The 25,601-nt window shown below is 70.8% G+C and carries 19 protein-coding genes; 5 read left to right on the forward strand and 14 right to left on the reverse strand.

Annotation, left to right across the window (positions count from 1 at the left end; translation table 11 throughout):
• Window positions 1–4 precede the first annotated feature (4 nt).
• Window positions 5–979 (reverse strand): deoxyribose-phosphate aldolase, encoded by a 975-nt coding sequence (gene deoC / locus EMA17_RS15035; RefSeq protein WP_126637488.1) that lies wholly within the window; start codon window positions 977–979, stop codon window positions 5–7.
• Window positions 980–1,105: 126 nt separating this feature from the next.
• Between deoC and EMA17_RS15040 the strand changes: the two genes are divergently transcribed.
• On the forward strand, window positions 1,106–1,693 hold the full coding sequence (locus EMA17_RS15040; protein WP_246126665.1) for a PH domain-containing protein: 588 nt from the start codon (window positions 1,106–1,108) through the stop codon (window positions 1,691–1,693).
• Between the two features lie 185 nt (window positions 1,694–1,878).
• Here the strand turns inward: EMA17_RS15040 and EMA17_RS15045 are convergent, their stop codons facing one another.
• The 10 genes from EMA17_RS15045 to EMA17_RS15090 form a co-directional block, all read right to left on the reverse strand.
• On the reverse strand, window positions 1,879–3,165 hold the full coding sequence (locus tag EMA17_RS15045) for a thymidine phosphorylase (RefSeq protein WP_126637489.1): 1,287 nt from the start codon (window positions 3,163–3,165) through the stop codon (window positions 1,879–1,881).
• 57 nt (window positions 3,166–3,222) lie between these two features.
• Window positions 3,223–3,612, reverse strand: coding sequence for a cytidine deaminase (locus EMA17_RS15050; RefSeq protein WP_126637490.1), 390 nt, complete (start codon window positions 3,610–3,612; stop codon window positions 3,223–3,225).
• Between the two features lie 5 nt (window positions 3,613–3,617).
• Window positions 3,618–4,934 carry an ABC transporter permease gene (locus tag EMA17_RS15055; protein ID WP_126637491.1) on the reverse strand — a complete coding sequence of 439 codons (1,317 nt, stop codon included), beginning with the start codon at window positions 4,932–4,934 and terminating at the stop codon, window positions 3,618–3,620.
• A 29-nt stretch (window positions 4,935–4,963) separates the two neighbouring features.
• Window positions 4,964–6,286 (reverse strand): ABC transporter permease, encoded by a 1,323-nt coding sequence (locus EMA17_RS15060; protein WP_126637492.1) that lies wholly within the window; start codon window positions 6,284–6,286, stop codon window positions 4,964–4,966.
• A complete protein-coding gene (locus tag EMA17_RS15065; protein ID WP_126637493.1) occupies window positions 6,283–7,896 on the reverse strand; it encodes an ABC transporter ATP-binding protein in 1,614 nt (537 codons plus the stop codon). Before EMA17_RS15065 ends, EMA17_RS15060 begins: the two co-directional genes overlap by 4 nt.
• Before the next feature lie 126 nt (window positions 7,897–8,022).
• A complete protein-coding gene (locus EMA17_RS15070) occupies window positions 8,023–9,132 on the reverse strand; it encodes a BMP family lipoprotein (RefSeq protein ID WP_126637494.1) in 1,110 nt (369 codons plus the stop codon).
• A 410-nt stretch (window positions 9,133–9,542) separates the two neighbouring features.
• The gene (locus EMA17_RS15075) at window positions 9,543–10,748 is read right to left on the reverse strand and encodes an amidohydrolase (RefSeq protein WP_246126666.1); all 1,206 of its coding nucleotides are present in this window, start codon (window positions 10,746–10,748) and stop codon (window positions 9,543–9,545) included.
• Between the two features lie 184 nt (window positions 10,749–10,932).
• The gene (meaB, locus tag EMA17_RS15080) at window positions 10,933–11,931 is read right to left on the reverse strand and encodes a methylmalonyl Co-A mutase-associated GTPase MeaB (RefSeq protein ID WP_126637496.1); all 999 of its coding nucleotides are present in this window, start codon (window positions 11,929–11,931) and stop codon (window positions 10,933–10,935) included.
• On the reverse strand, window positions 11,931–14,147 hold the full coding sequence (scpA, locus tag EMA17_RS15085; RefSeq protein WP_126637497.1) for a methylmalonyl-CoA mutase: 2,217 nt from the start codon (window positions 14,145–14,147) through the stop codon (window positions 11,931–11,933). Before scpA ends, meaB begins: the two co-directional genes overlap by 1 nt.
• Complete coding sequence (locus tag EMA17_RS15090; protein ID WP_126637498.1) at window positions 14,144–16,051, reverse strand: methylmalonyl-CoA mutase subunit beta; 1,908 nt, start codon at window positions 16,049–16,051, stop codon at window positions 14,144–14,146. Before EMA17_RS15090 ends, scpA begins: the two co-directional genes overlap by 4 nt.
• A gap of 395 nt (window positions 16,052–16,446) precedes the next feature.
• Between EMA17_RS15090 and sdhC the strand changes: the two genes are divergently transcribed.
• Genes sdhC through EMA17_RS15110 form a run of 4 tightly spaced genes read left to right on the forward strand, consistent with a single transcriptional unit; the run spans window position 16,447 to window position 19,851 of the window.
• Window positions 16,447–16,827: a succinate dehydrogenase, cytochrome b556 subunit gene (sdhC, locus tag EMA17_RS15095; protein ID WP_078979260.1), complete on the forward strand. Its 381-nt coding sequence runs from the start codon at window positions 16,447–16,449 to the stop codon at window positions 16,825–16,827.
• Window position 16,828: 1 nt separating this feature from the next.
• Window positions 16,829–17,275 (forward strand): succinate dehydrogenase hydrophobic membrane anchor subunit, encoded by a 447-nt coding sequence (locus tag EMA17_RS15100; RefSeq protein WP_126637499.1) that lies wholly within the window; start codon window positions 16,829–16,831, stop codon window positions 17,273–17,275.
• A 39-nt stretch (window positions 17,276–17,314) separates the two neighbouring features.
• Entirely contained in the window at window positions 17,315–19,072 is a 1,758-nt protein-coding gene (gene sdhA, locus EMA17_RS15105) for a succinate dehydrogenase flavoprotein subunit (protein WP_126637500.1), read from the forward strand.
• Window positions 19,069–19,851, forward strand: coding sequence for a succinate dehydrogenase iron-sulfur subunit (locus EMA17_RS15110; RefSeq protein ID WP_371863005.1), 783 nt, complete (start codon window positions 19,069–19,071; stop codon window positions 19,849–19,851). Before sdhA ends, EMA17_RS15110 begins: the two co-directional genes overlap by 4 nt.
• Window positions 19,852–19,923: 72 nt before the next feature.
• On the opposite strand, the gene EMA17_RS15115 is transcribed toward EMA17_RS15110, so the two are convergent.
• The 3 genes from EMA17_RS15115 to mfd all read right to left on the reverse strand — a co-directional run bounded on the left by EMA17_RS15115 (window position 19,924) and on the right by mfd (window position 25,480).
• A complete protein-coding gene (locus EMA17_RS15115; protein ID WP_126637501.1) occupies window positions 19,924–20,976 on the reverse strand; it encodes a nucleoside triphosphate pyrophosphohydrolase in 1,053 nt (350 codons plus the stop codon).
• 21 nt (window positions 20,977–20,997) lie between these two features.
• Window positions 20,998–21,714: a SurA N-terminal domain-containing protein gene (locus tag EMA17_RS15120; protein WP_160161411.1), complete on the reverse strand. Its 717-nt coding sequence runs from the start codon at window positions 21,712–21,714 to the stop codon at window positions 20,998–21,000.
• Window positions 21,715–21,922: 208 nt separating this feature from the next.
• Window positions 21,923–25,480 carry a transcription-repair coupling factor gene (gene mfd, locus EMA17_RS15125; protein ID WP_126637503.1) on the reverse strand — a complete coding sequence of 1,186 codons (3,558 nt, stop codon included), beginning with the start codon at window positions 25,478–25,480 and terminating at the stop codon, window positions 21,923–21,925.
• Between the last annotated feature and the right edge of the window lie 121 nt (window positions 25,481–25,601).

The following is a 25,601-nucleotide window of genomic DNA, read 5'->3' on the forward strand; positions in this document are numbered from 1 at the left end:
GCTGTCAGTCCACCGTCACGTAGTCGGGGCCGGAGTAGCGGCCCGTGGCCAGCTTCTGGCGCTGCATCAGGAGGTCGTTGAGCAGGCTGGAGGCGCCGAGCCGGAACCAGTCGGGGTCCAGCCAGTCGGAGCCGACCGTCTCGTTGACCAGGACGAGATACTTCATCGCGTCCTTGGTGGTGCGGATCCCGCCGGCGGGCTTGACGCCGACCTGGCGGCCGGTCGCCTCGCGGAAGTCGCGGACCGCCTGGAGCATCACCAGCGTCACCGGCAGAGTCGCGTTGACCGCGACCTTGCCCGTGGACGTCTTGATGAAATCGGCCCCCGCGAGCATCGCCAGCCACGACGCACGACGAACGTTGTCGTACGTCGACAGTTCACCGGTCTCCAGAATCACCTTGAGGTGGGCACTGCCGCCGCCCGCGGCCTCGCCGCGCGCGCAGGCGGCCTTGACCGCGACGATCTCGTCGAAGACGTCGCGGTAGCGGCCGGCCAGGAACGCGCCCCGGTCGATGACCATGTCGATCTCGTCCGCGCCGGCGGCGACCGCGTAGGCCACGTCGGCGAGCTTGACGTCGAGCGAGGCGCGCCCGGACGGGAACGCGGTGGCGACCGCGGCGACGTGTACGCCGAAGTCGCCGAGCGCCGCCTTGGCCTCGGCGACCAGGTCGCCGTAGACGCAGATCGCGGCGGGTCGGGGGGTGTCGGGGGCGCCCGGGTCCGGATGCAGCGCCTTGGCGCACAGGGACCGGACCTTGCCCGGGGTGTCGGCACCTTCCAATGTGGTCAGGTCGATCATCCGGATGGCGAGGTCGATCGCGGCGACCTTCGCGTCCGTCTTGATCGAGCGCGTGGCGAGCATCGCTGCCCGCGCTTCGGTTCCGACCCTGTCGACGCCGGGAAGCCCGTGCAGGAAGCGTCGAAGGGCCGCTTCGGACGAGGTGACCTCGGCCGGGTCGGCGAGAATTGCAGACGGCATACTCACAAGACGAGCATATCTACTCGCGTAGCGTCCGGGCCGGCGGTCCGGTCGAGGCAAAGTGCCGCGGCGATCCATACCCGGGCATCGACACCCGCGCGCCGTCGTGCGGCACAATCACCGGTCATGAGCAGCGACGAGGACATCACCACGTACCGCTCCCGACCGGCGATGGCCGTCGGGGTGCTTCTGATCGCCGTCGGGCTGTGGATGGTGATCGACACGTTGATCCGCGGCGACGGGGACACCAAGTGGCTCGCGATCGCCGTCGTGGTCTTCTTCGCGATCCTGGTGGTCGCGCTCACGCTGCGCTCGGCGGTGCTGGTCGGGCCGGAGCGGTTGGTGATCCGCAACCCGTTCCGGACCATCGTGGTGCCGTGGGGCGCGGTGGAGCGGGTGCGCGCCGAATACTCGATCGAGGTGCGCGCGGACGACAGGTCGTTCCACATCTGGGCGATCCCGGTCTCGCTGCGCGAACGCAAGCGCGCGCTGCGGCAGCAGGGCCGCGCCGCCGCCGAGGACCCGTACGGCCGCGGCGCCGCGCACGACCTGCCCCAGCTCTCGCAGGCCGACCAGGTGGTGGACGACCTGCGCGGGATGAGCGAGCAGTTCGCCAAGGCGTCCACCGGCCCGGTGCGGGTGCACTGGTCGCCGGAGATCCTCGGCGGCCTGGCCGTCTCCGGCGTCGCCTCGGTGATCCTGGGTCTGCTCTAGGTACGCGAACGCCCCGACACGCGAGCGGTGCGCTCCGGTCGGGGCGTGGGCGAGGTCGAGGGATGCCCGCCCACGGCGGTACCGGGGGCGACCCCGCGGATCGAGCCGACGAGACACACCGAAACGCCCGGCCGGGATGTCCCGGTCGGGCGTTTCGGTGTACTCCCGGCCGTGGCCGGTCGGCGTCAGGCCGTCGGGCCGATCCGGTCGATCAGGATCGGGGTCGGCTCGAACGCCGTGCCCCTCGGGGCGATCGTGACCGCGTCGGACAGGATCTCGGTCGCGTAGTCGAAGCGCTCCGGAGTGTCGGTGTGCAGGGTCAGCAGGGGCTGACCGGCGACCACCGTGTCGCCCGGCTTGGCGTGCAGTTCGACGCCCGCGCCCGCCTGGACCCGCTCCTCCTTGCGGGCCCGGCCCGCGCCCAGGCGCCAGGCCGAGACGCCGACCGCGTAGGCGTCGAGCCGGGTCAGCACGCCGGAGGAGGACGCGGTGACCACCCGCGTCTCGCGCGCCACCGGCAGCTTGGCGTCCGGATCGCCGCCCTGGGCCCGGATCATCCGCCGCCACACGTCCATCGCCGAGCCGTCGCGCAGCGCGTCGGCCGGGTCGATCCGGGTCTGCCCGGCCGCCGCCAGCATCTCCCGGGCCAGCGCCACGGTCAGCTCGACCACGTCCGCCGGACCGCCGCCGGCCAGCACCTCGACCGACTCGCGGACTTCGAGGGCGTTGCCCGCGGTCAGGCCGAGCGGGGTGGACATGTCGGTCAGCAGCGCGACCGTCCCGACCCCGTGGTCCACGCCCAGCCGGACCATGGTGCGGGCCAGTTCGCGCGCGCTGTCCAGGTCCTTCATGAACGCGCCCGAGCCGACCTTGACGTCGAGCACCAGCGCGCCGGTGCCCTCGGCGATCTTCTTGCTCATGATCGAGCTGGCGATCAGCGGGATCGCCTCGACCGTGCCGGTCACGTCGCGCAGCGCGTACAGCTTCTTGTCCGCCGGCGCCAGTCCGTCGCCCGCCGCGCAGATCACCGCGCCGACGTCCTCCAGCACCCGCAACATCGCGTCGTTGGACAGCGCCGCCCGCCACCCGGGGACGGCCTCCAGCTTGTCCAGCGTGCCGCCGGTGTGGCCGAGGCCACGACCGGACAGCTGCGGCACGGCCACACCGCACGCGGCGACCAGCGGGGCCAGCGGCAGGGTGATCTTGTCGCCCACCCCGCCGGTGGAGTGCTTGTCGGCCGTCGGCCGGGACAGCGTCGAGAAGTCCATCCGCTCGCCCGAGGCGATCATCGCGTCGGTCCAGCGGTTGATCTCGGTCGCGTTCATCCCGTTGAGCAGGATCGCCATCGCGAGCGCCGACATCTGCTCGTCCGCGACCTCGCCGCGGGTGTACGCATCGACCACCCAGTCGATCTGAGCCGCCGTCAGTTCACCGCGGTCCCGCTTCGTACGGATGACCGAAATCGCGTCCATGCCGTCCATTCCCTCTCGGCCGCCCAGGCGGCCCGTTCGACTCACGAACACACGGCGCTACGCGAGGTCCTCGGGCCCGAAGGCATCCGGCAGGATCTCCCGCAGCGGCCGTATCCCGTGCTTGGTTTCCAGCAACATCCCGGGGCCGCCGTGCTCCCACAGCAGCTGCCGGCAGCGCCCACAGGGCATCAGTACCGCGCCCTCGCCGTCCACGCAGCAGAACGCCACGAGCCGGCCGCCCCCGCTCGCGTGCAGCGCGGACACCAGGCCGCACTCCGCGCACAACGTCAGGCCGTACGACGCGTTCTCCACGTTGCACCCGGACACGATCCGGCCGTCGTCCACCAGCGCCGAGGCGCCGACCGGATACTTCGAGTACGGCGCGTAGGCACCGCGCATCGCCGCCGTCGCCGCGTCCCGCAGCGCCGGCCAATCGATCTCCGACACGCCCGTCAGCCCTTCGTGTAGGGCTTGTTCGCCGCCGCCGGAGCGCGCACCTTGCCGACCAGGCCGGCCACCGCGAAGATCGTCACCACGTACGGCATCATCTGCAGGAACTGGCTCGGGATCGACGTGTTCAGCGGCTGCAACGAGGTCGCGAGCGCGCTGGTGAAGCCGAACAGCAGCGCCGCGGCCACCGCGCCCAGCGGACGCCAGCGGCCGAAGATGACCGCCGCGAGCGCGATGTAGCCCGCGCCGGAGGTCATGTCCTTCGAGAAGGTGCCCACCGTGCCGATGGTCAGGAACGCGCCGCCGACACCGGCGATCGCGCCCGCCATGATCACGTTGCGGTAGCGGGTCGCGTTGACCTTGATGCCGACCGTGTCCGCCGCCGTCGGGTGCTCGCCCACCGCGCGGGCGCGCAGCCCCCAGCGGGTGTGGAACAGGCCCAGGTGCACGATCACGATCAGCGCGTACATCAGGTACACGATCACGTTCACGTCGAACAGGACCGGGCCGATCACCGGGATGTCGGCGAAGCCCGGGATCCGGATGTTGTCGAACACGCCCGGGTTGTTGTACTGCTCGGGGTCCTTTTGCAGCAGCTGTGTGTAGAGGAAGCCGGTGATGCCGGTGACCAGCAGGTTGATCACCACACCGAGGACGACCTGCTCGACCAGGTAGCGCACCGCGAAGACCGCGAGCAGTGCGCCGATCAGCGCGCCCGCGACCGCGCCGGCGGCCAGCCCGGCCCACAACGACCCGGTCACCGAGCCGGTCAGCGCGGCGGCGAACGCGCCGAACAGGAACTGACCGTCGATGGCGATGTTGACCACGCCGGAGCGCTCGCCGATCACGCCCGCGAGCGCGCCGAGCACCAGGGGCACCGCGGCCAGCAGGGTGTTCTGCAGCGCGCCCGCGAAGGACATCTGCTTGCCCGCGACCGCCCACACCAGGAACGCGATCACGAACGCGATCAGGAACAGCGCGATGCTCAGCCGGGTGGCCAGGCGCGAGCGGTCGAAGGCGATCCGCAGCCCGCCCGCGATCATGCACACCACGGACATCGCGATCGCCACCCCGCGCGCGGGCAGCGACAGGTCGCCCACGTGGGTGGTGTCGCGGTTGGGCACGGTCATCCCGAAGACCGCGTCCTCACCGCCCGAGGTGCCGAAGCCGAACGCCCACAGCGCGTACAGCCCGACCAGGATGAAACCGATGCCCGTGATCAGGGCCTTCTTTCGGGCCGCGGCCCGCACCGCGTCGGCGGCCTCGCCGGTGGGGTTCACCGGAGCCTCCACGTGGGGGGCGATCACGGTGTCCGCCACCTGCGTGCCTCCTTCGGGATTCCGCTCGGTCATGCCTGGACCCCCACGGTCTCCTTGGCGGCCAGCGGCCCGCCCTCGGCGCCCTCGCGGGCACCGCGCAGCCGGAAGATCGAGCGCACCAGCGGCGGCGCCGCGACGAACAGCACGATCACGGCCTGGATGACGATGACGATGTCGACGGACACGTTGGCGGACGCCTGCATGACCGAACCGCCCGCGCGCAGCGCGCCGAACAGCAGCGCGGCCAGCACCGTGCCCAGCGGCTTGGTGCGACCGAGCAGGGCCACGGTGATCGCGTCGAAGCCGATGCCGGCGTCGATGCTCGGGGTCAGCGTGTGTGCCGGGTTGGTCGAGCTCATCACCTGCGAGACACCGGCGAGACCGGCCATCGCACCGGCGATCACCATCGCCAGGATCTGCGCCCGGGCCACGCTCATCCCCGCCGTACGGGCCGCGTCCGGGTTGGAGCCCACCGCGCGCAGCTCGAAGCCGAGTGTGGAGCGGTTGAGCAGCCACCAGTAGATCCCGGCCGCCAGCAGGGCCAGGATGATGCCGAAGTGGATCCGCAGGTTGTCGCCGAACAGGTTCGGCAACACCGCGTTGTCGTTCGCGTCCTTGCCGATCGGCTGCGATTGCCCGCCGCGCCGGAAGGTGTCGGTGGTCAGCAGCCAGCCGAGCAGCAGCACCGCGATGTGGTTGAGCATGATCGTGACGATCACCTCGTGCGCGCCGTAGCGGGCCTTGAGGAAACCGGCGATGCCCGCGTACAGACCGCCGCCGATGACGCCGGCGAGGATCACGAACACCAGGTGGATCACCGGCGGCAGGTCGACGACGAACCCTATCCACGACGCGAACACCGCGCCGGCGATGATCTGCCCCTGCGCACCGATGTTGAACAGCCCGGTGCGGAACGCGATCGAGACCGCGAGACCGCCGAAGATCAGCGGTGTGGCCTGGGTGATCGTCTCGGAGATCGGCCGGAAGTTGTCCTCGAGCGAGCCGTCGGCGAACAGGTCCGGGTTCATGATCGAACCCTTGAACATCGCGCTGTAGGCGTCGGAGACCAGGCTCCACGAGGCGGAGAGCGCATCGCCCGGAGCGGCGGTGAAGTACTTGTACTGGTCGAGCACGTCCTGGTCCGCGAGGATCATCAGGACGCCGCCGACCACCAGGGCGAGCAGGATGGCCAGGAAGGTCACCACGGCCGAGTTGCCGGTGATGATCCCGTCGAGCATCGCTCGGCCCAGGGACGGCTTGGGCGGCGCGCTCGCGCTCGCCCCGGCCGGCCGGGTCGCCGCCGGCTTCGCCTCGCTCGGCTCGCCGGGCGTGCTCTTGTTGTCCTCGGTCACGCTGGGTCCTCCTCCCCCGGGGTTGCGTCGCTCTCGTTCGTCTTCGCCTCGACCGGCCCGGCCGGGGCCGTGTCCGCACGGGTCGCCCCGGCGCCGTCGGCGTGCTCCGCGCCGGGCAGCACGCCGGCCATCAGCAGACCCAGGTCGCCGCGCGAGGTGGTCGGCGGGACGATGTCCACGATCCGGCCCCGGTACATCACCGCGATCCGGTCGGCCAGCGCGACCACCTCGTCCAACTCGGTGGACACGATGATCACCGGGGTGCCCACGTCGCGCTCGGCCACGATCCGCTTGTGGATGAACTCCATCGCCCCCACGTCCACCCCTCGGGTGGGCTGCGAGGCGATGAACAGCCGCAGCGGGCGCGAGAGTTCGCGCGCGACCACGACCTTTTGCTGGTTGCCGCCCGACAAGGTGCCGGCCGGCGACTCGATGGTCTGGGTGCGGATGTCGAACTCCTCGACCCGCTCGCGCGCGTTGTCGCGCACCGCGCTCGGCACGATCGACCCGCGCTTGCCGAACGGCGCCTGGGTGACCATGTCCAGGACCAGGTTCTCGGCCACCGTGAAGTCGCTCACGATGCCGTCGTGCTGCCGGTCCTCGGGGACGAAGCCGACCCCGGAGCCGAGGATCTGCCGCGGGCTCATGCCCGCCAGGTCCTTGCCGTCCAGGCTGATCGACCCGGCCGCAGGGGCGCGCAGCCCCAGGATCGCCTGGGTCAACTCGCTCTGGCCGTTGCCGTCCACGCCCGCGATGCCCAGGATCTCGCCCTCGCGCAGCCGCAGGTCGACCCGGTCCACCACGGCCTGCCCGTTGCCGTCGAGCACGGTCAGGTCGTTGATCTCCAGGCGCACCGCGCCCGGCTCGGCCTCGGTCTTGTCGACCACCAGCTTGACCGGCCGGCCGACCATCAGCGACGCGAGTTCCTTCTCCGAGGAGGCCGGGTCGGCGGTGCCGACGACCTTGCCGCGACGGATCACGGTGATCCGGTCGGCGACGGCCTTGACCTCCTTGAGCTTGTGCGTGATGAACACGATGGAGTGGCCGGACTCGCGCAGCGCGCGCATCACCCGGAACAACTCCTCGGTCTCCTGGGGGGTGAGCACCGCGGTGGGCTCGTCCAGGATCAGCACCTTGGCGTCGCGCACCAGGGCCTTGAGGATCTCCACCCGCTGTTGCAGACCGACGGGAAGATCCTCGACCAGCATGTCCGGGTCGACCTTGAGGCCGTACTCGTCGACGAGGTCGAGCACCTTCTTGCGGGCCCGACGGCGGTCCAGCCAGCCCATCGGCTTGGTTTCCTCGTGGCCGAGCATGACGTTCTCGGCGACGGTGAAGACCGGGACCAGCATGAAGTGTTGGTGGACCATGCCGATGCCCGCGTCGATCGCGTCACCGGCGGTGCGGAACTTGCGGGGGGTCCCGTCGACGACGATCTCGCCCTCGGTGGGCTCGTAGAGCCCGTAGAGCACGTTCATCAGGGTCGACTTGCCGGCACCGTTCTCACCGAGAAGGCAGTGGATCTCCCCCGGCTCGACGGTCAGGTCGATGTGGTCGTTGGCGACCAGCGACCCGAACCGTTTCGTGATTCCGCGCAGTTCGAGCTTCAACGCGGAGACCTCCTCGGCTACGCCCCCCGCGAGGGGCCGCTACGGGTTCGACCCGGGTCCCCTCGGGGCCCGGGCGGTACGGACACGGGCGCCGCGGAAATGCTTCCGCGGCGCCCGATCGCTGAGTCAGCTCTTCGGCTGGTTCTTCGAGGTGATCTTGATCTTGCCGCTGACGATGTCGCCCTTGACCGCGGTCAGCTCGGACTTCAGGTCGGCGGGGACCTTCGATTCGAAGTCGTGGAACGGGGCGAGGCCGACGCCGTCGTTGGCGAGGGTGCCGATGGTGGCCTTGGTGGTGAACTGGTTGTTCGCCGCGGCCTTGACCGCGTTGAACACCTGGTCCTTGATGTCCTTGGTCACCGTGGACAGGAACACCGACTTGTACTGCGAGGCGCTCTCGTAGCCGTCCTGGTCGACCCAGATGACGCTCGCCTTGCCACCGCTCTTCTGCACGGCGGAGGCCGCGCCGAGACCGGTCTGGCCGGCGACCGGCATGATCACGTCGGCGCCCTGGGCGATGAAGTCGTTGGCGATGCGCTCACCGTCGGCCGGCGAGTCGAACTTGCCCGCGAGCGAGCCGTCGCCCTTGACGTCGTCCCAACCGATGACCTGGACGTTCTTGCCCTTGGTCTGGTTGTAGTACTTGACGCCCTGGACGTAGCCGTCCATGAACACGGTGACCGGCGGGATCGGCAGCGCGCCGAAGGTGGCGACCTTGCCGGACTTCGAGTAGCCCGCGGCGAGGTAGCCGCCGAGGAAGCCGGCCTCGGCCGTGTTGAACTCCAGACCCTGGACGTTCGGCTCGATGCTCGCCGAGTCGACGATCGCGAACTTCTGGTCCTTGTGCGTGGACGCGGCGGCCTTCGTCGCGTCGGCCATCAGGCCGCCGACCGCGACGATCAGCCCGCACTTGTCGTTCACGAGACTGTTGAGGTTCGGCACGTAGTCGTTCTCGGTCTTCGAGGTGATGTACTTCACGTCGACGCCGAGCTGCTGCTTGGCCTGCTGAAGACCCGCCCACGACGAGGCGTTGAACGAACGGTCGTCGATGCCGCCGGTGTCCGTCACCATGCATGCCTTGAAGTCGATCTTCGTCGCCTGCGTACCACCGGGGGTGGCGCTGGTGCCCGAGTCCGACTTCTTGTCGTCCTTGGGCTTGCTACCGCACGCGGCGGTGGCGGTGAGGGCGAGAGTGACGCCGACCGCAGCCGCGGTCACCTTGGATACCCGGCGCACGGGTGTCTCCTTCCGATGAGCGCCCCTTCGGGCGCTGCTCCCAGATGCAGACTCTGACGCGCTTGGATCCCTGGTAAACGCGCGTAGACCTGCTAGCCGTCGGAGAGCATACCTAGTAAAAGAATATGAGCGACAAAAACCGTGAATCGCCACCGCAACACGCCCCGTTAGCCCGGCCGAGTTGGCGAGGCCGAGACGGGTCGGCGCGGAACCGGGCAGTCCGCGACATGACAAGACGTGACAGGACGGAAAAGACCCGGTGCCGCACGACGTCGAACGGCACCGGGTCGGAACATTACAGACTCACGAACGCGACAGGAACGGGGACCGGAGTCGCGATGGTTAACAGTTCCGCATACGTCCGTTCCCGACCCGGCCGGCCGCGCGGACGGCGCCGGGTCGGGTCGGGGTCAGCGGAAGGGGCGCAGCGCGAGGCCGGCGAAGAGCTCGACGCCGATCCCGATCGCCCGCTCGTCGACGTCGAACTGCCCCTGGTGCAAGTCGTATACGGGATCTCCGACCGGTCGCACGCCGAGCCGGGTCAGCTCGCCGGGAACCCGTTCGAGGAACCACGAGAAGTCCTCGCCGCCGAGGCTCTGCTCGGTGCCCTCGACCGCGCTCGCGCCCAGCACGCCGGTGGCGATGGTGCGCATCGCGGCGACCGCGTCGGGATCGTTGACCACCGGCGGCACGCCGCGGTGGTGCTCCAGCTCCCACTTCGCGCCGTAGGTCGAGGCGATCACGTCCACCAGTTCGTGCATCAGGTCCGGCGCCTGCCGCCACGCCTCCAGGTCCAGGCAGCGCAGGGTGCCCTCCAGCTCGCCGTACTGCGGGATCACGTTCGGCGCGGAGCCGGACTCGATCCGGCCCCACACCAGGCTCGCGCCCGAGCGCGGGTCGATCCGGCGCGAGAACGCCGAGGGCAGCTCCGCGGCGAGCTTGGCCAGCGCGGTGACCAGGTCGGTGGTGCGGTGCGGGCGGGCGGTGTGACCACCGGCACCCGTGAGCGTGATCACCACCCGGTCGCAGGCCGAGGTGATCGCCCCGGAACGCAGCCCGACCCGGCCGACCTCCACCTTGGGGTCGCAGTGGATCGCGTGGATCTCCGAGACGCCGGCCAGGCCGCCGGCCTTGATCACGTCGAGCGCGCCGCCCGGCAGCTTCTCCTCGGCCGGCTGGAAGATCAGGCGGACCGGGCGCGGCAGCAGTCCCTCGCGGGCGAACTCGGCCAGCACCAGAGCGGTGCCGAGCACGATCGAGGTGTGCACGTCGTGTCCGCAGGCGTGCGCGCGACCGGGCACGGTCGAGCGGTACGGCACTTCCTTGACGTCGTCGACCGGCAGCGCGTCGATGTCGCCGCGGAACGCGATCAGACCCTCGTCGGTCCGATCGCCGGGCGAGGCACGGTCGGGTCTGATGTCGCACACCAGGCCCGTCCCGGGCAGCAGTCGCGGGCGCAGGCCCGCGCGCACCAGCCGTTCCCGGATGAGCCCGGTGGTACGGAACTCCTCCCGACCCAGCTCTGGGTGCATGTGCAGATCGCGCCGAAACGCGACCAGCTCGTCGGCGAAAGCCGCGGCCTTGCCGGCGGCCTGGGCGTGGAGGGAGTCGCTCACCCACGCAAGGGTACGTTGCATCGGTCTTCCCGACGTGGTAGGGAGCGAATTACCCCCGTTCGGGTGAGAAAAAAGCCTCCCGCCGGCGCATGCGCTACGGCCGGTAGGGGTATGCATTACCGCTCGTTCCCGCATTGGCCGGCTTCGGCCCACTCGGACCGGTATCAACCAAGCGCCCGATTGCTCAGGACTCCCCTTGCCGCCCATGGAACGCGTCCAGGATGCGAGACGCGGCAAGGGTCGCGGTGAGATTGCCGGCCCGGACGTCGCGTTCGAGGTCGGGCACGATAGCCCGTACCGAAGGGTGCTCGCGCAACTCGGCGAGGAGCGCGTCGTGCACCGTCGCCCAGGTCCAGTCGACCTGCTGGCGGCGGCGCAGTTCGGCCGACTCGCCGGTGGCTTCCAGGGTCCGCCGGTGCTTGAGGACGGTTTCCCAGACCTCGTCCAGCCCCTCCCCGGACAACCCGGAACAGGTCAGCACCGGCGTCGTCCACGACTCCCCGGCCCGACGCATCAGCCGCAGCGCGCCCGCGAGTTCGCGGGCGGCCCGGCGCGCGGCGAGGGCGTACTCGCCGTCCGCCTTGTTCACCGCGACCACGTCGGCCAGCTCCAGGACGCCCTTCTTGATGCCCTGGAGCTGGTCGCCGGTGCGGGCCAGGGTCAGGAACAGGAAGCAGTCGACCATGTTCGCCACGGTCGTCTCGGACTGGCCCACGCCGACCGTCTCGACCAGGACCACGTCGTAGCCGGCCGCCTCCATCAGCACGATCGACTCGCGGGTGGCCCGGGCCACCCCGCCGAGCGTGCCGGCGGTCGGCGAGGGCCGGACGAACGCGCGGTCGTCCACCGCGAGCCGGCCCATCCGGGTCTTGTCGCCCAGGATGCTGCCGCCGTGCCGGGAGGAGGACGGGTCGACGGCGAGCACCGCGACCCGATGGCCCGCGCCGGTCAGCCGGGTGCCCAGCGTCTCGATGAAGGTGGACTTGCCCACGCCCGGCACGCCGGTGATGCCCACCCGGTGGGCACCGCCGGCGTGCGGCAGCAACTTGACCAGCAACTCCTGCGCCAGGTCGCGGTGGTCGGCCCGGGTGGACTCGACCAGCGTGACCGCCCGGGCCAGGATCGTGCGATTGCCCGCGAGCACGCCCTCGGCGTACGCGCCGACGTCGATCACCCGTGCCATCAGTCGACCGGCAGCTCGTGGTCCAACTGCTTGTACAGGCCCCGGAGCAGGTCCACCGCGGCGTCCGCGATCACCGTGCCGGGCGGGAAGACGGCGGTGGCGCCCATGTCGAGCAGTGGTCGCACGTCGGCGGGCGGGATCACCCCGCCGACCACGACCATGATCTCCTCGGCGTCCAACGCGGCCAGTTCCCGGCGCAGGGCCGGCACCAGGGTGAGGTGACCGGCCGCGAGCGAGGACACGCCGACCACGTGCACGTCCGCCTCGACCGCCTGTCGGGCCACCTCGCCCGGCGTCTGGAAGAGCGCGCCCACGTCCACGTCGAAGCCGAGGTCGGCGAACGCGGTGGCGATCACCTTCTGCCCCCGGTCGTGCCCGTCCTGGCCCATCTTGGCCACCAGGATGCGCGGCCGGCGGCCCTCCAGCTCCTCGAACCGGGCGACCAGCCCGCGGGCCGTCTCCACGTTGGCCGACATGCCCACCTCTTCCCGGTACACCCCGGTCAGCGTGCGGATCTGCGCCTGGTGTCGGCCGTACGCCGACTCCAGCGCGTCGGAGATCTCGCCGACGGTGGCCTTGGCCCGGGCCGCGTCCACCGCGAGCGCGAGCAGGTTGTGTTCGAGATCACGCGGCCGGGTGCCCTCGACGTCCGCCTGCGCGGCGCCGGACAGCGCGGCCAGCGCCCGGCGCACCGCGTCGTCGTCGCGCTCCTCGCGCAGCCGGCGCAACTTCTCCAGCTGGCCCTCGCGCACCGCGTTGTTGTCGATCTTGAGCACGTCGATCGCCTCGTCGCTGGCGACCAGATACTTGTTGACGCCGATCACCGACTGCCGGCCCGAGTCGATCCGGGCCTGGGTGCGCGCCGCCGCCTCCTCGATCCGCAGCTTGGGCAGACCCTCGGCGATCGCCGACGCCATGCCGCCCGCCCGCTCGGCCTCGGCGATGTGCTCCCGGGCGCGCACCGCGAGGTCGTGGGTGAGGCGTTCGATGTAGGCCGAGCCGCCCCACGGGTCGATCACGTCGCAGGTGCCCGACTCCTGCTGGAGCAGCAGCTGGGTGTTGCGCGCGATCCGGGCGGAGAAGTCGGTCGGCAACGCCAGCGCCTCGTCCAGCGCGTTGGTGTGCAGCGACTGGGTGTGGCCCTGGGTCGAGGCCATCGCCTCCAGGCAGGTGCGCACCACGTTGTTGAACACGTCCTGCGCGGTCAGCGACCAGCCCGACGTCTGCGAGTGGGTGCGCAGCGAGAAGGACTTGGGGTTCTTCGCGCCGAACGACTTGACGATGTCGGCCCACAGCAGGCGCGCCGCGCGCAGCTTGGCGACCTCCATGAAGAAGTTCATCCCGATCGCCCAGAAGAACGACAGGCGCGGCGCGAACGCGTCGATGTCCAGGCCCGCCTCGACGCCCGCGCGCAGGTACTCGATGCCGTCCGCGAGCGTGTAGGCCAGCTCCAGGTCGGCCGTGGCCCCGGCCTCCTGGATGTGGTAGCCGGAGATGGAGATCGAGTTGAACTTCGGCATCTTCTGCGAGGTGTACGCGAAGATGTCGGAGATGATCGACATCGAGGGCTTGGGCGGATAGATGTAGGTGTTGCGGACCATGAACTCCTTGAGGACGTCGTTCTGGATCGTCCCCGTGAGCTGTTCCGGTGCCACCCCCTGCTCCTCCGCCGCGACGATGTAGAGCGCGAGCACGGGCAGCACCGCGCCGTTCATCGTCATCGACACCGACATCCGGTCCAGCGGGATGCCGTCGAAGAGTTGGCGCATGTCGTAGATCGAGTCGATCGCCACGCCCGCCATGCCGACGTCGCCGGTCACGCGCGGGTGGTCCGAGTCGTAACCCCGGTGGGTGGCCAGGTCGAACGCGATCGACAGGCCCTTCTGGCCGGCCGCCAGGTTGCGCCGGTAGAAGGCGTTGGACTCCTCGGCGGTGGAGAAGCCCGCGTACTGGCGGATCGTCCACGGCTGGTTGACGTACATCGTCGGGTACGGCCCGCGCAGGAACGGCGTGATGCCCGGGTAGGTGCCCAGGAAGTCGAGCCCTTCCAGGTCCTCGTCGGTGTACAGCGCCTTGAGCGGGATGCCCTCGGGAGTGTCGTGGGTCAGCGCGTCGGCGTCCTTGCCGGTCTCCTCGCGCACCGCGTCGCGCCACGCGTCGAGGTCGCCGGACGCGGGCGCGTCGAGCTCGACCTGGGTGAAGTCGGGAATGCTCATTTCGCCCCCTCCGGGGTCGACGAGAGGTTGTCGTACGTGGTGTGCAGCACGTCGAGCGCGTCGCATCCGCTGTATACGTACCCGTCCACGTCGGCTCCGTGCGCCTTCTGCCCCGCGAGCAGGATCCGGCCCGCTCCGGCGGCGCGCAGCGCGGCGGCGACCGGGGCCGCGAGCGTGGCGTAGAGCTTCTCCGAGGAGGTCAGCACCACGGTCGCCGGGCGGCCCGCCTCGATCCAGCGCGCGACGATCGCCTCGGCGGCGCTCTCGTCACCCTCGGTGGTACCCGCCTCCACGGTGGCGACGCCGCCCGCCGCGAACAGGTTGGCGGCGAAGCCGGCCCGCGCGGTGTACTGCGCGAGCGGTCCCAGGGTGGCGAGGAAGACGGTCGGCCGGGAGCCGGTCGCGGCGAGCCGCGCGTCGGAGCGGTCGCGCAGCGACTCGTACGCCTCGGCGTAGCGCACCCGGGGCAGTCCGGCGGCGGAGACCGGGACCTCGGGCGCGGGCTCGCGCACGACGGGGGCCTCGGTCAGGTTCGGGAACTCGCTGACCCCGGTGATCGGGTCGGTCCGGGTCGCGATGGCCCGGTCCCGCTCGGCGCGCACCTCGGCGAGGCGGTCGGCGAGCCACCCCGAGTCGAGCGCCGCGACGATGCCGCCCCGCCGCTCGATCTCCCGGAAGAACTCCCATCCGGCCCGGGCGAGGTCGTCGGTGAGTTGTTCGACGAACCACGAGCCGCCCGCCGGGTCGATCACCTGTGCGAGGTGCGACTCCTCCAGGAGCAGTGCCTGGGTGTTGCGGGCGATCCGCCGGGAGAACGCGTCGGGCAGCCCGATCGCGGCGTCGAAGGAGCGCACGGTGACCGCGTCGGCGCCGCCGACGCCGGCCGCGAAGGAGGCGACCGTGGTACGCAGCATGTTGACCCAGGGGTCGCGCCGGGTGGTCATCGCCCACGAGGTCAGCGCGTGCTGGCGCTGGGCGCCGGCCGCGGGGGACGCGCCGGACGCCTGGGCCACCCGGGCCCAGAGCCGGCGCGCGGCGCGCAGCTTGGCGATGGTGGGGAACTGTTCGGCGGTGGCGGCGAAGCGGAACTCGATCAGCCCGAGGGCGGTGTCCACGTCGAGTCCGGCGGCGGTGAGCGCGCGCAGGTAGGCGACGCCGGCGGCGGTGGCCGCGCCGAGTTCCTGTCCGTCCGAGCCGCCCGCCTCGTGATACGGCTGTCCGTCGGCGACGATCGCCTGGATCCCGGCGAACTCCGCGTGGGCGCGCGCCGCGAGCTCCGCGGCGGCGCTCGGGTCGGCGCCCGAGCCGGTGCGCGCGTGCGAGGAGATCGGGTCGGCGCCGAGGTTGCCGCGCAATTCGGCGGGCGCCACGCCGCTCTCCCGGAACACCGCGAGCAGCGCGTCGGCGGCCGGAACGAAGTCGGCGCCGGTGGCCAGGGCGACCGGCGCCAGGTCGAGCAGCACGCCGTCGAGCGCGCGGGCCAGGGCGTCGGGGGCGAGGGCGTCGGCACCGACGTACAGGAAGACGGAGGTGACCCCGTTCTCCAGGTCCGCGAGCACGCTCTCGTTGACCCGCCCCGGATCGGTGTCCGCGTGCGCCTGGCGCACGTCCCAGCCGTCGGCCGCGTGACCGGCCGCGCGCGAGCCCCGGACGAACGGGCTCAGCCCGGGCAGGCCCGGCCGCGCCGCGGCCTCGGTGTAGAGCGGGGACAGCGTGACGCCGTCGTAGGTGGTGGTCGCGAGCAGGTCTTCGGGGCGCTCGGGCGTGTCGTTCTCGCCCAGCACCTTCGATTTGCGGAGCACGCCGGCCACGAGGCGCTGCCATTGGTCCCGCGTGGGTTGCGGGAACTGGCTCGCGAAGGTGGATCCGGTAGACGTGCCGCCATCGACAGTAGCCTCCGTCATGCGTCGCATCGTAGGGACCGGGGCGGCGGATGAATACGCACGACTGATGTGATGTCAGCCCTACCGGCGGGTCACCTCACCGACCTGCGCGTTCGCGCTTGCGGTGATCTTTCGTCCGGGCGTGGCCCGCTTTCCCCCATACGAGTGCTGACGGGGCGTCAGGAAATGGTGACCCGCTACGCGCACGTCACCCGGATGGTTCCACTCCGCCGTGCGGAATGGATCACATCGCGCGCCCTGCCACAAGAGGGCCCCCGATCGGTGGCTACCATGGCCGGGGCCGGGCGACCGATACCCGGCCGGGCCGACCGACAACCAGAGGGTCCGACACCGAACGCGGACACCCTCCCAGCCGGCCGTGTCCCCTCATGTACCGCACCCGGAGGGTAGTTTCCGTGCCGGCTGGAACGCTCTACCGCGGCCGGGAAGGCATGTGGTCCTGGGTGGCTCATCGAGTCACCGGCGTCCTCATCTTCTTCTTCCTGTTCGCGCACGTCCTCGACACCGCACTCGTTCGCGTATCCCCCGAGGCGTACGACGAGACGATCGACATCTACAAGAACCCGTTCGTCAACCTGCTCGAATACGGGCTCGTCGCGGCCATCCTGTTCCACGCGCTCAATGGTCTGCGGATCATCGCGGTGGACTTCTGGGAGAAGGGCCCGCGCTACCAGAAGCAGATGCTCTGGACGGTCGTCGGCGTCTGGGTCGTGTTGATGGCCGGCAGCGCCTACCCGATCCTGCAGCACTCGATCAAGACCATCTTCGGGAGCTGAAGTGTCCGCCACCATCGAAAACGCACCCAAGATCCACGGCGGCGGACCGTCGATCGAGTCGCCGCGCAGCAAGCGTTCGCCGCGCTCGACCAAGACCAACTTCGAGCTGTACGGCTGGCTGTTCATGCGGCTGTCCGGCGTGCTCCTGGTCGTCCTGGTCCTGGGCCACCTGCTCATCCAGCTCGTCCTGGACGGTGGCGTGTCCAAGATCGGCTTCGCGTTCGTCGCGGGCCGCTGGGCGTCGCCGTTCTGGCAGTCGTGGGACCTCATCATGCTGTGGCTCGCCGAGCTGCACGGTGTCAACGGTCTGCGCACGATCATCAACGACTACGCGGAGCGGGACCAGACCCGGTTCTGGCTCAAGGCGCTGCTGTACACGTCCGCGCTGATCGTGCTTTTCCTGGGGACGCTGGTGATCTTCACCTTCGACCCCAACATCGGCAACTGACCGCGGCCGATCCCAGCACCCGAGGACTGAACGAGCATCATGCAGACCCACAAGTACGACACCGTCATCGTCGGCGCGGGCGGCGCCGGCATGCGCGCGGCCCTGGAGTCGAGCAAGCGCAGCCGTACCGCCGTACTGACCAAGCTGTACCCCACGCGTTCGCACACCGGCGCCGCGCAGGGCGGCATGTGTGCCGCCCTCGCCAACGTCGAGGAGGACAACTGGGAGTGGCACACGTTCGACACGGTCAAGGGTGGTGACTACCTCACCGACCAGGACGCCGCGGAGATCATGTGCAAGGAGGCGATCGACGCCGTCCTGGACCTGGAGAAGATGGGCCTCCCCTTCTCCCGGACCCCCGAGGGCCGGATCGACCAGCGCCGCTTCGGCGGGCACACCCGCGACCACGGCAAGGCGGCGGTGCGCCGCTCCTGCTACGCGGCGGACCGCACCGGCCACATGATCCTCCAGACGCTGTTCCAGAACTGCGTCAAGCAGAACGTCGAGTTCTACAACGAGTTCTACGTCCTGGACCTGCTCCTGGCCGAGGACGAGGCGGGCAACAAGTCCACCTCGGGCGTGGTCGCCTACGAGCTGGCCACCGGCGAGATCCACGTCTTCCAGGCCAAGTCGGTGATCTTCGCGACCGGCGGCTTCGGCAAGGTCTTCAAGACCACCTCGAACGCGCACACCCTCACCGGCGACGGCATGGGCATCGCGTGGCGCCGGGGACTGCCGCTGGAGGACATGGAGTTCTACCAGTTCCACCCGACCGGTCTCGCGGGCCTGGGCATCCTGCTCACCGAGGGCGCCCGCGGCGAGGGCGGCATCCTGCGCAACGCGGACGGCGAGCGCTTCATGGAGCGCTACGCGCCCACCATCAAGGACCTCGCGCCGCGTGACATCGTCGCGCGCTCGATGGTCCTGGAGGTGCTGGAGGGTCGCGGCGCCGGTCCGAACAAGGACTACGTCTACCTCGACCTGACCCACCTGCCGGCGGAGCAGATCGAGGAGAAGCTGCCGGACATCACCGAGTTCGCGCGCACCTACCTGGGCGTCGAGCCGACCACCGAGCTGGTCCCGGTGTACCCGACCGCGCACTACGCGATGGGCGGCATCCCGACCAACGTCGAGGCCGAGGTGCTGTCGGACAACACCACGGTGGTCCCGGGTCTGTACGCGGCCGGCGAGGTCGCCTGCGTGTCCGTGCACGGCTCGAACCGGCTCGGCACCAACTCGCTGCTCGACATCAACGTGTTCGGCCGGCGCGCGGGCATCGCCGCCGCCGAGTACGCGACCACGCACGACTTCGTCGAGCTGCCCGAGGCCCCCGAGACCACGGTCGTCGAGCTGATCGAGCGGCTGCGCGACAGCTCGGGCACCGAGCGGGTCGGCGCGATCCGCGCCGAGATGCAGGAGACGATGGACGCCAACGCCGGCGTCTACCGCACCGAGGAGACGCTGAAGCAGGCGCTCGCCGACATCAAGGGCCTGCAGAAGCGCTACCTCGACGTCTCCATCCAGGACAAGGGCAAGCGGTACAACACCGACCTGCTCGAGGCGATCGAGCTGGGCTTCCTGCTCGACCTCGCCGAGGTCCTGGTCGTCGGCGCGCAGAACCGCAAGGAGTCGCGCGGCGGCCACGCCCGCGAGGACTTCCAGGCGCGCGACGACGAGAACTACATGAAGCACACGATGGCGTACCGCGAGGTCGACGCGAAGGGCGAGCACTCGATCCGCCTGGGCTACAAGCCGGTCGTGGTCACCCGCTACCAGCCGATGGAGCGTAAGTACTGATGACTGCCGTAGTGGAAGAGACCGCGCCCGGCACCGGGCACGGCAGCACGGCCGCCGAGCGCGACCACACGCCGATCGTGATCACGCTGCGGATCCGCCGGTTCAACCCGGAGACCGACGCGGAGCCGTACTGGCAGGACTTCAAGGTCGAGGCCGACCCGACCGAGCGCATCCTGACCGCCATGATGAAGATCAAGGCGGAGCAGGACGGCTCGCTCACCTTCCGCCGCTCCTGCGCGCACGGCATCTGCGGCTCGGACGCGATGCGGATCAACGGGCGCAACCGGCTGGCCTGCAAGACCCTGGTCAAGGACCTGGACATGGCCAAGCCGATCACGGTCGAGGCGATCAAGGGTCTGAAGCTGGAGAAGGACCTCGTCGTCGACATGGACCCGTTCATGCAGGCGTACAAGGACGTGATGCCGTTCCTGATCACGTCGGGCAACGAGCCGACGCGCGAGCGTCTGCAGTCGCCCGAGGACCGCGAGCGTTTCGACGACACCACCAAGTGCATCCTGTGCGCGGCGTGCACCACGTCGTGCCCGGTGTTCTGGAGTGACGGGCAGTACTTCGGCCCGGCCGCGATCGTCAACGCGCACCGGTTCATCTTCGACTCGCGGGACGAGGGCGCCGAGGAGCGTCTGGAGATCCTGAACGAGAAGGAGGGCGTGTGGCGCTGCCGCACGACCTTCAACTGCACCGAGGCGTGCCCGCGTGGCATCGAGGTCACCAAGGCGATCCAGGAAGTGAAGCGCGCGCTGATCTTCCGCCGCGTGTGATCGATTCGTACCGACGAGGGCCCGGAACCGTGCTTCGGTTCCGGGCCCTCGGGCGTCGGCGGTCGGCGTCCGTCAGCCCGCTTCGGCCGCGCGGACCCGCTCTCCGTGGCGCAGGGTCGCGGCGCGCAGCGCGGTCTCGGCGTCGACGCCCCGGCGGGCGGCCAGTTCGGTGACGGCCAGCAGCAGGTCGCCGATCGCCTCGGGGCCGGCGTAGTCGTCGGCGTCGACGGCGGTCGGGAGCGTGGGGGTGGGTACGGTCAGGCCGGCCTTGCCGGTCCGGGACAGGAACTTCGCCGCCAGCGCCAGGGCCGGCTGGCTCATCGCGACGCCGTCGAGGGCCGATGCGCGATGCGACTTCTCCGCGGCCTTGAGCGCGTCCCAGTTGGCCTCGACCGCCTCCGGGGTGTCGGCCTCCACGTCGGCGAACACGTGCGGATGGCGGCTGATCAGCTTGTCCACGATGCCGCCGGCCACGTCGTCGATGCCGAACGGGTCGGCCTCGTCCTCCTCGGCGACCCGGGCGTGGAAGAACACCTGCATCAGCACGTCGCCCAGTTCCTCGCGCAGGTGGTCCCGGTCCCCCGAATCGATCGCGTCGACCAGCTCGTAGGTCTCCTCGACCAGGTAGCGGGCCAGCGACTCGTGGGTCTGCTTCGCGTCCCACGGGCAGCCGCCGGGCGAGCGCAGCCGGTCCATCACCGCGACCAGGTCGAGCAGGCGCGCGCCCGGCAGGTCCCAGGCGCCGGGCAGCAGTTCGATCTCCGGGACCGGCTCGCCGCCCTCGTCGCCCGCCGCGACCCGGGCCAGCGCCGGGCCCAGGCCGGGGTCGTCGTCGGTCGCCGCGAGCCAGACGACCAGGCCCGCGCGGGCCCGGTCGAGCAGTTGCCGGGCGAGCGCGAGCGGGCCCGCGTCGAGGTCGGCGATGTCGACCTCGACGCCCGCCTCGCGCAGATAGGGCAGCTGGGGGTGGTCGGCGTCGGCGGTCAGCACGCACCCGGTCGGCGTGCCGGCCGCCTCGCGCAGCGTGCGCCACGCGGGCCAGCTCAGCAGGCCGGGGGCGACCCGGTGGGTGCCGGCGAGCAGGACGAGGCGGGCGGGCGGCGCGGCGGTAGGCGTGTCACTCACCCGGCCAGCCTACGGTCCGGCTCAGGTGCCGCTCGCCGCCCCGGGCGGGGTGTCCACGGAACCGGTCGCCGGCTGGGTGCCCGGGGCCAGCCACGAATAGGTCGCGGCGGTGGTGGTCATCTTCGCCGAGTCCCAGGCGCCGTACCTCGGGTTCACCTTGATCTTCATCGAGGCCGCCACGTCGCCCAGGTAGGCGTCCAGCTGCGCCTGGCCGTCGGCGGTGCCCAGGTCGATCCCGCGAGCCCGGGCGATCTCCGCCTTCAGCGACTCGGTCCGGACGAAGTCGTCCACCTCGGCGGGCAGCACGCCGATCCGCACCAGGCGGGCCTCCAGGTTCTGCGCGCCGCCGAGCCGGGCCTCCAGCGTGCGGCGGGCCTGGAGCACCTGGGTCGCGTTCAGGGCGACGTGGTTGCGCTCGGCCGCCTCGGCGATCACCCGACGCGAGATCAGCTGGACCAACTCGGCCTGGTTGGCCTCCAGTTGGGCGCCGGTGCCGTTGAGCGGCAGGTTCTGCCGGGAGAACGCCTGCTCCAGCTTGTCGACCTTGGCGTTGAGGGTCGAGATCTCGATGCGCTCCCCGCCGACCATGGCGGCCGCGCCCGCCTTGGAATCCGAGCAGCCGGAGAGCGCGAAGCCGGTGACCAGCACCAGCCCCACCGCGGCCACCCGGGCCCGGGACGCGGCCCGCCGCCGGCGGTGCGCGGAATCGACAGGGACGGAACGCGACGTGCGACTCACACGAACTCCCGATGCTCGATGGCGCTGTACGGCGGTACGACTGTCGGCCACGGCGGACGTGCGACCCATGACCAACGATCAAAGATACGGGTGGGCACGCCCGAAGTCCGCACATTCGCCAAGATCATCCTCGGCGGCCGAGCACCCGCCGCGGCTCCCGAATCGGCGACCACGCGCCGGTCCGGGAGCCGGAGAGCCGGGCCGCGGCCTACTTCTTCGCCGCCGCGATCGGCTCCAGCAGGATCGCGTCCACCAGATCCCGCGCCCAGGTCAACAGCGCCCCGTCACGCAGCGGTTGCCCACCGATCCGGGCGGTCATCGGCTTGGGCACCAGGATCTGCTGGGTCGCCGCCTTGACCAGCGTCTTCGGATACAGCCGCTGGAGCCGCAACTGCTGCGACTCGCGCAGTTCGACCGGGCCGAACCGGACGAAGTTGCCCTGGAGCGTGACGTCGGCGATCCCGGCGGTGCGTACGTGCGCCCGGAACCTGGCCACCTCCAGCAGGTTCTCCACCGGCTGCGGCAACGGCCCGTAGCGGTCCACCAGTTCGGCCCGCACCGCGTCGATGTCCGCCTCGCAGGTGATCGCCGCGATCCGCCGGTACGCCTCCAGCCGCAGCCGCTCGCCGGGCACGTAGTCGTGCGGGACGTGCGCGTCGATCGGCAGCTCGACCCGGATCTCCGGGACCTCCTCCGCGCCGTCGCCGCCCGCCGCGAGTTCCTTGTACTGGTTGACCGCCTCGCCCACCATGCGCACGTACAGGTCGAACCCGACGCCCGCGATGTGCCCGGACTGTTCGCCGCCGAGCAGGTTGCCCGCGCCGCGGATCTCCAGGTCCTTCATCGCCACGAACATGCCCGCGCCCATCTCGGTGTGCTGGGCGATGGTGGCCAGGCGCTCGTGCGCGGTCTCGGTCAGCGGCTTCTCCGGCGGGTACAGGAAGTACGCGTACGCCCGCTCGCGGCCCCGGCCCACCCGGCCGCGCAACTGGTGCAGCTGGGAGAGCCCGAAGTTGTCGGCCCGCTCCACGATCAGCGTGTTGGCGTTGGAGATGTCGATGCCGGACTCGACGATCGTGGTGCAGACCAGGACGTCGAACTCCTTCTCCCAGAAGTCCACCACCACCTTCTCCAACGCGTTCTCGTGCATCTGGCCGTGGGCGACGGCCACCCGGGCCTCGGGCACCAGTTCGCGGATCCGGCCCGCCGCGCGGTCGATCGACTCGACCCGGTTGTGGATGTAGAAGACCTGCCCCTCGCGCAGCAGTTCGCGCCGGATCGCGGCGCCCATCTGCTTCTCCTCGTACGGCCCGACGAAGGTGAGCACCGGGTGCCGCTCCTCGGGCGGCGTGGTGATCGTGGACATCTCCCGGATGCCGGTGACCGCCATCTCCAGGGTGCGCGGGATCGGGGTCGCGGACATGGTCAGCACGTCGACGTTGGCGCGCAGCTTCTTCAACTGCTCCTTGTGCTCGACGCCGAAGCGCTGCTCCTCGTCGACGATGACCAGGCCCAGGTCCTTGAACCTCGTCTCGGCCGAGAACAGCCGGTGGGTGCCGATCACGATGTCGATCGAGCCCTCGCGCAGGCCCTCCAGGACCGCCTTGGCCTCGGTCTCGGTCTGGAACCGGGACAGCGACTTCACCACCACCGGGAACTGCGCGTAGCGCTCGGAGAAGGTGGAGAAGTGTTGCTGGACGAGCAGCGTGGTGGGCACCAGGACGGCCACCTGCTTGCCGTCCTGGACCGCCTTGAACGCCGCGCGCACCGCGATCTCGGTCTTGCCGTAGCCGACGTCGCCGCAGATCAGCCGGTCCATCGGGATCGGCTTCTCCATGTCGCCCTTGACCTCCTCGATCGAGGAGAGCTGGTCGGGCGTCTCGACGTAGGGGAAGGCGTCCTCCAACTCGCGCTGCCACGGGGTGTCCGGGCCGAAGGCGTGTCCGGGCGCGGCCATCCGGGCCGAGTAGAGCTTGATCAGGTCGCCCGCGATCTCCTTGATCGCCTTCTTCGCCTTGGCCTTGGTCTTGGCCCAGTCGGCGCCGCCGAGGCGGTGCAGCGACGGGCTCTCGCCGCCGACGTACTTGGTGACCTGCTCCAACTGATCGGTTGGCACAAACAGGCGATCGCCCGGTTGGCCGCGCTTGGCGGGGGCGTACTCCAGGACCAGGTACTCGCGCTGCGCGCCCTGCACCGTGCGCCGGACCATCTCCACGTAGCGCCCCACGCCGTGCGACTCGTGCACCACGAAGTCGCCGGGCTTGAGCTGGAGCGGGTCGACCATGTTGCGTCGCCGGCTGGGCAGCCGGCGCATGTCCTTGGTCGAGGTGCGCTGTCCGGAGACGTCCTCCTCGGTCAGCACGAGGGTGCGCAGCGACTCGGAGCCGAAGCCGTGTCCGATGCAGCCGGTGGTCACGTGCACCACGCCGGTCTCCGGCACCTCGGCGAGGTCCGCGTCGAGCCGGGCCGGCACCCCCTCGCCGGACAGCGTCTCGACGAAGCGCGCGGCCGGTCCGTGGCCCTCGGTGACCAGCACCACGCGCCAGTCGTCGGCGAGTCGGCCCTTGATCTCGGCCAGCACCCGCTGCGCGTCGCCGCGGTAGGCCTCCACCTCGACCGCGCCGATCTCGGTACCCGAGTCGTCGGCGTCGGGGCCGAACGGGCTGAGCGACCACCACGGCACGCCGATCCCGGCGGCGTGCTCGCGCACGTCGGCCAGGCTCCACAGGGAGGCGGCGCCCAGGTCGATCGGGCTCTCCCCGCCGCCCGCCGCCGCGGCCCAGGAGGCGTCCAGGAACTCGCGGCTGGTGGCCACCAGGTCGGCGGAGCGGGTGCGGACCCGCTCGGGGTCGCAGACCAGCACGTGGCTGCCCGCGGGCAGGACGTCGAGCAGCAGCTCCATGTCGTCCACCAGCGCGGGGGCCAGCGACTCCATGCCCTCCACCGCGATGCCCTCGGCGATCCTGCCCAGCATCTCGACCAGGCCCGGATGCTCCACCAGGAGCTCGCGGGCCCGCTCGCGCACCTCGTCGGTGAGCAGCAGCTCCCGGCACGGGGGTGCCCACAGGCCGTGTTCGGCGGTCTCCAGGGAGCGCTGGTCGGCGACCTTGAACCAGCGGATCTCCTCGACCTGATCGCCCCAGAACTCGACCCGGAGCGGGTGCTCCTCGGTCGGCGGGAACACGTCCAGGATGCCGCCGCGCACGGCGAACTCGCCGCGCTTCTCCACCAGGTCGACACGCGCGTAGGCGGCCGCGGCCAGGCGCTCGACCACGGTGTCGAGGTCGATCTCCTGCCCGGCCGCCAGGGCCACCGGTTCCAGCTCGCCCAGGCCCTTGACCTGCGGCTGGAGCACGCTGCGGATCGGCGCGACGACGACCTTGAGGGTGCCGGTGCCGGCGTCGGCGCGCTCGCCCGAGGTCGGGTGGGCGAGCCGGCGCAGCACCGCGAGCCGGCGGCCGACGGTGTCCGAGCGCGGGGACAGCCGCTCGTGCGGCAGCGTCTCCCACGAGGGGTATTCCACGACGGAGTCCTCGGGCAGCAGCGACCCAAGGGCCGCGACCAGGTCCTCGCACTCGCGGGTGGTGGCGGTGACCGCGAGTACGGGTCGATCCGCGCGGGCGGCGACGGCGGCCACCACGAAGGGTCGCAACGCCGGTGGTCCGACGAGGTCGAGGGCGGTACCGCGGCCCTCGGACGCGGCCCGCACCGCCTCGGCGACGGCGGGGTCCTGGACGACGATGTCTAGCAGACCGGTCAGACTCATGGGCCGGTTGGATCCTCCGCAACGCGAACGGCCCCGACCTTGGAAAAGGACCGGGGTTCCCCGACAACCCTACGCCCGAAGGGGTCGGTGCCGCCCGCGATGACAACGTGTGACTGTGACC

The organism is Embleya hyalina, assembly GCF_003967355.1.
Taxonomy (GTDB): domain Bacteria; phylum Actinomycetota; class Actinomycetes; order Streptomycetales; family Streptomycetaceae; genus Embleya; species Embleya hyalina.

Coding starts and splice junctions, on each gene's coding strand:
- deoC (WP_126637488.1), bottom strand. CDS start 979: ATGCCGTCTGCAATTCTCGCCGACCCGGCCGAGGTCACCTCGTCCGAA.
- sdhA (WP_126637500.1), top strand. CDS start 17,315: ATGCAGACCCACAAGTACGACACCGTCATCGTCGGCGCGGGCGGCGCC.
- scpA (WP_126637497.1), bottom strand. CDS start 14,147: ATGAGCATTCCCGACTTCACCCAGGTCGAGCTCGACGCGCCCGCGTCC.
- EMA17_RS15040 (WP_246126665.1), top strand. CDS start 1,106: ATGAGCAGCGACGAGGACATCACCACGTACCGCTCCCGACCGGCGATG.
- EMA17_RS15090 (WP_126637498.1), bottom strand. CDS start 16,051: ATGACGGAGGCTACTGTCGATGGCGGCACGTCTACCGGATCCACCTTC.
- mfd (WP_126637503.1), bottom strand. CDS start 25,480: ATGAGTCTGACCGGTCTGCTAGACATCGTCGTCCAGGACCCCGCCGTC.
- EMA17_RS15045 (WP_126637489.1), bottom strand. CDS start 3,165: ATGGACGCGATTTCGGTCATCCGTACGAAGCGGGACCGCGGTGAACTG.
- meaB (WP_126637496.1), bottom strand. CDS start 11,931: ATGGCACGGGTGATCGACGTCGGCGCGTACGCCGAGGGCGTGCTCGCG.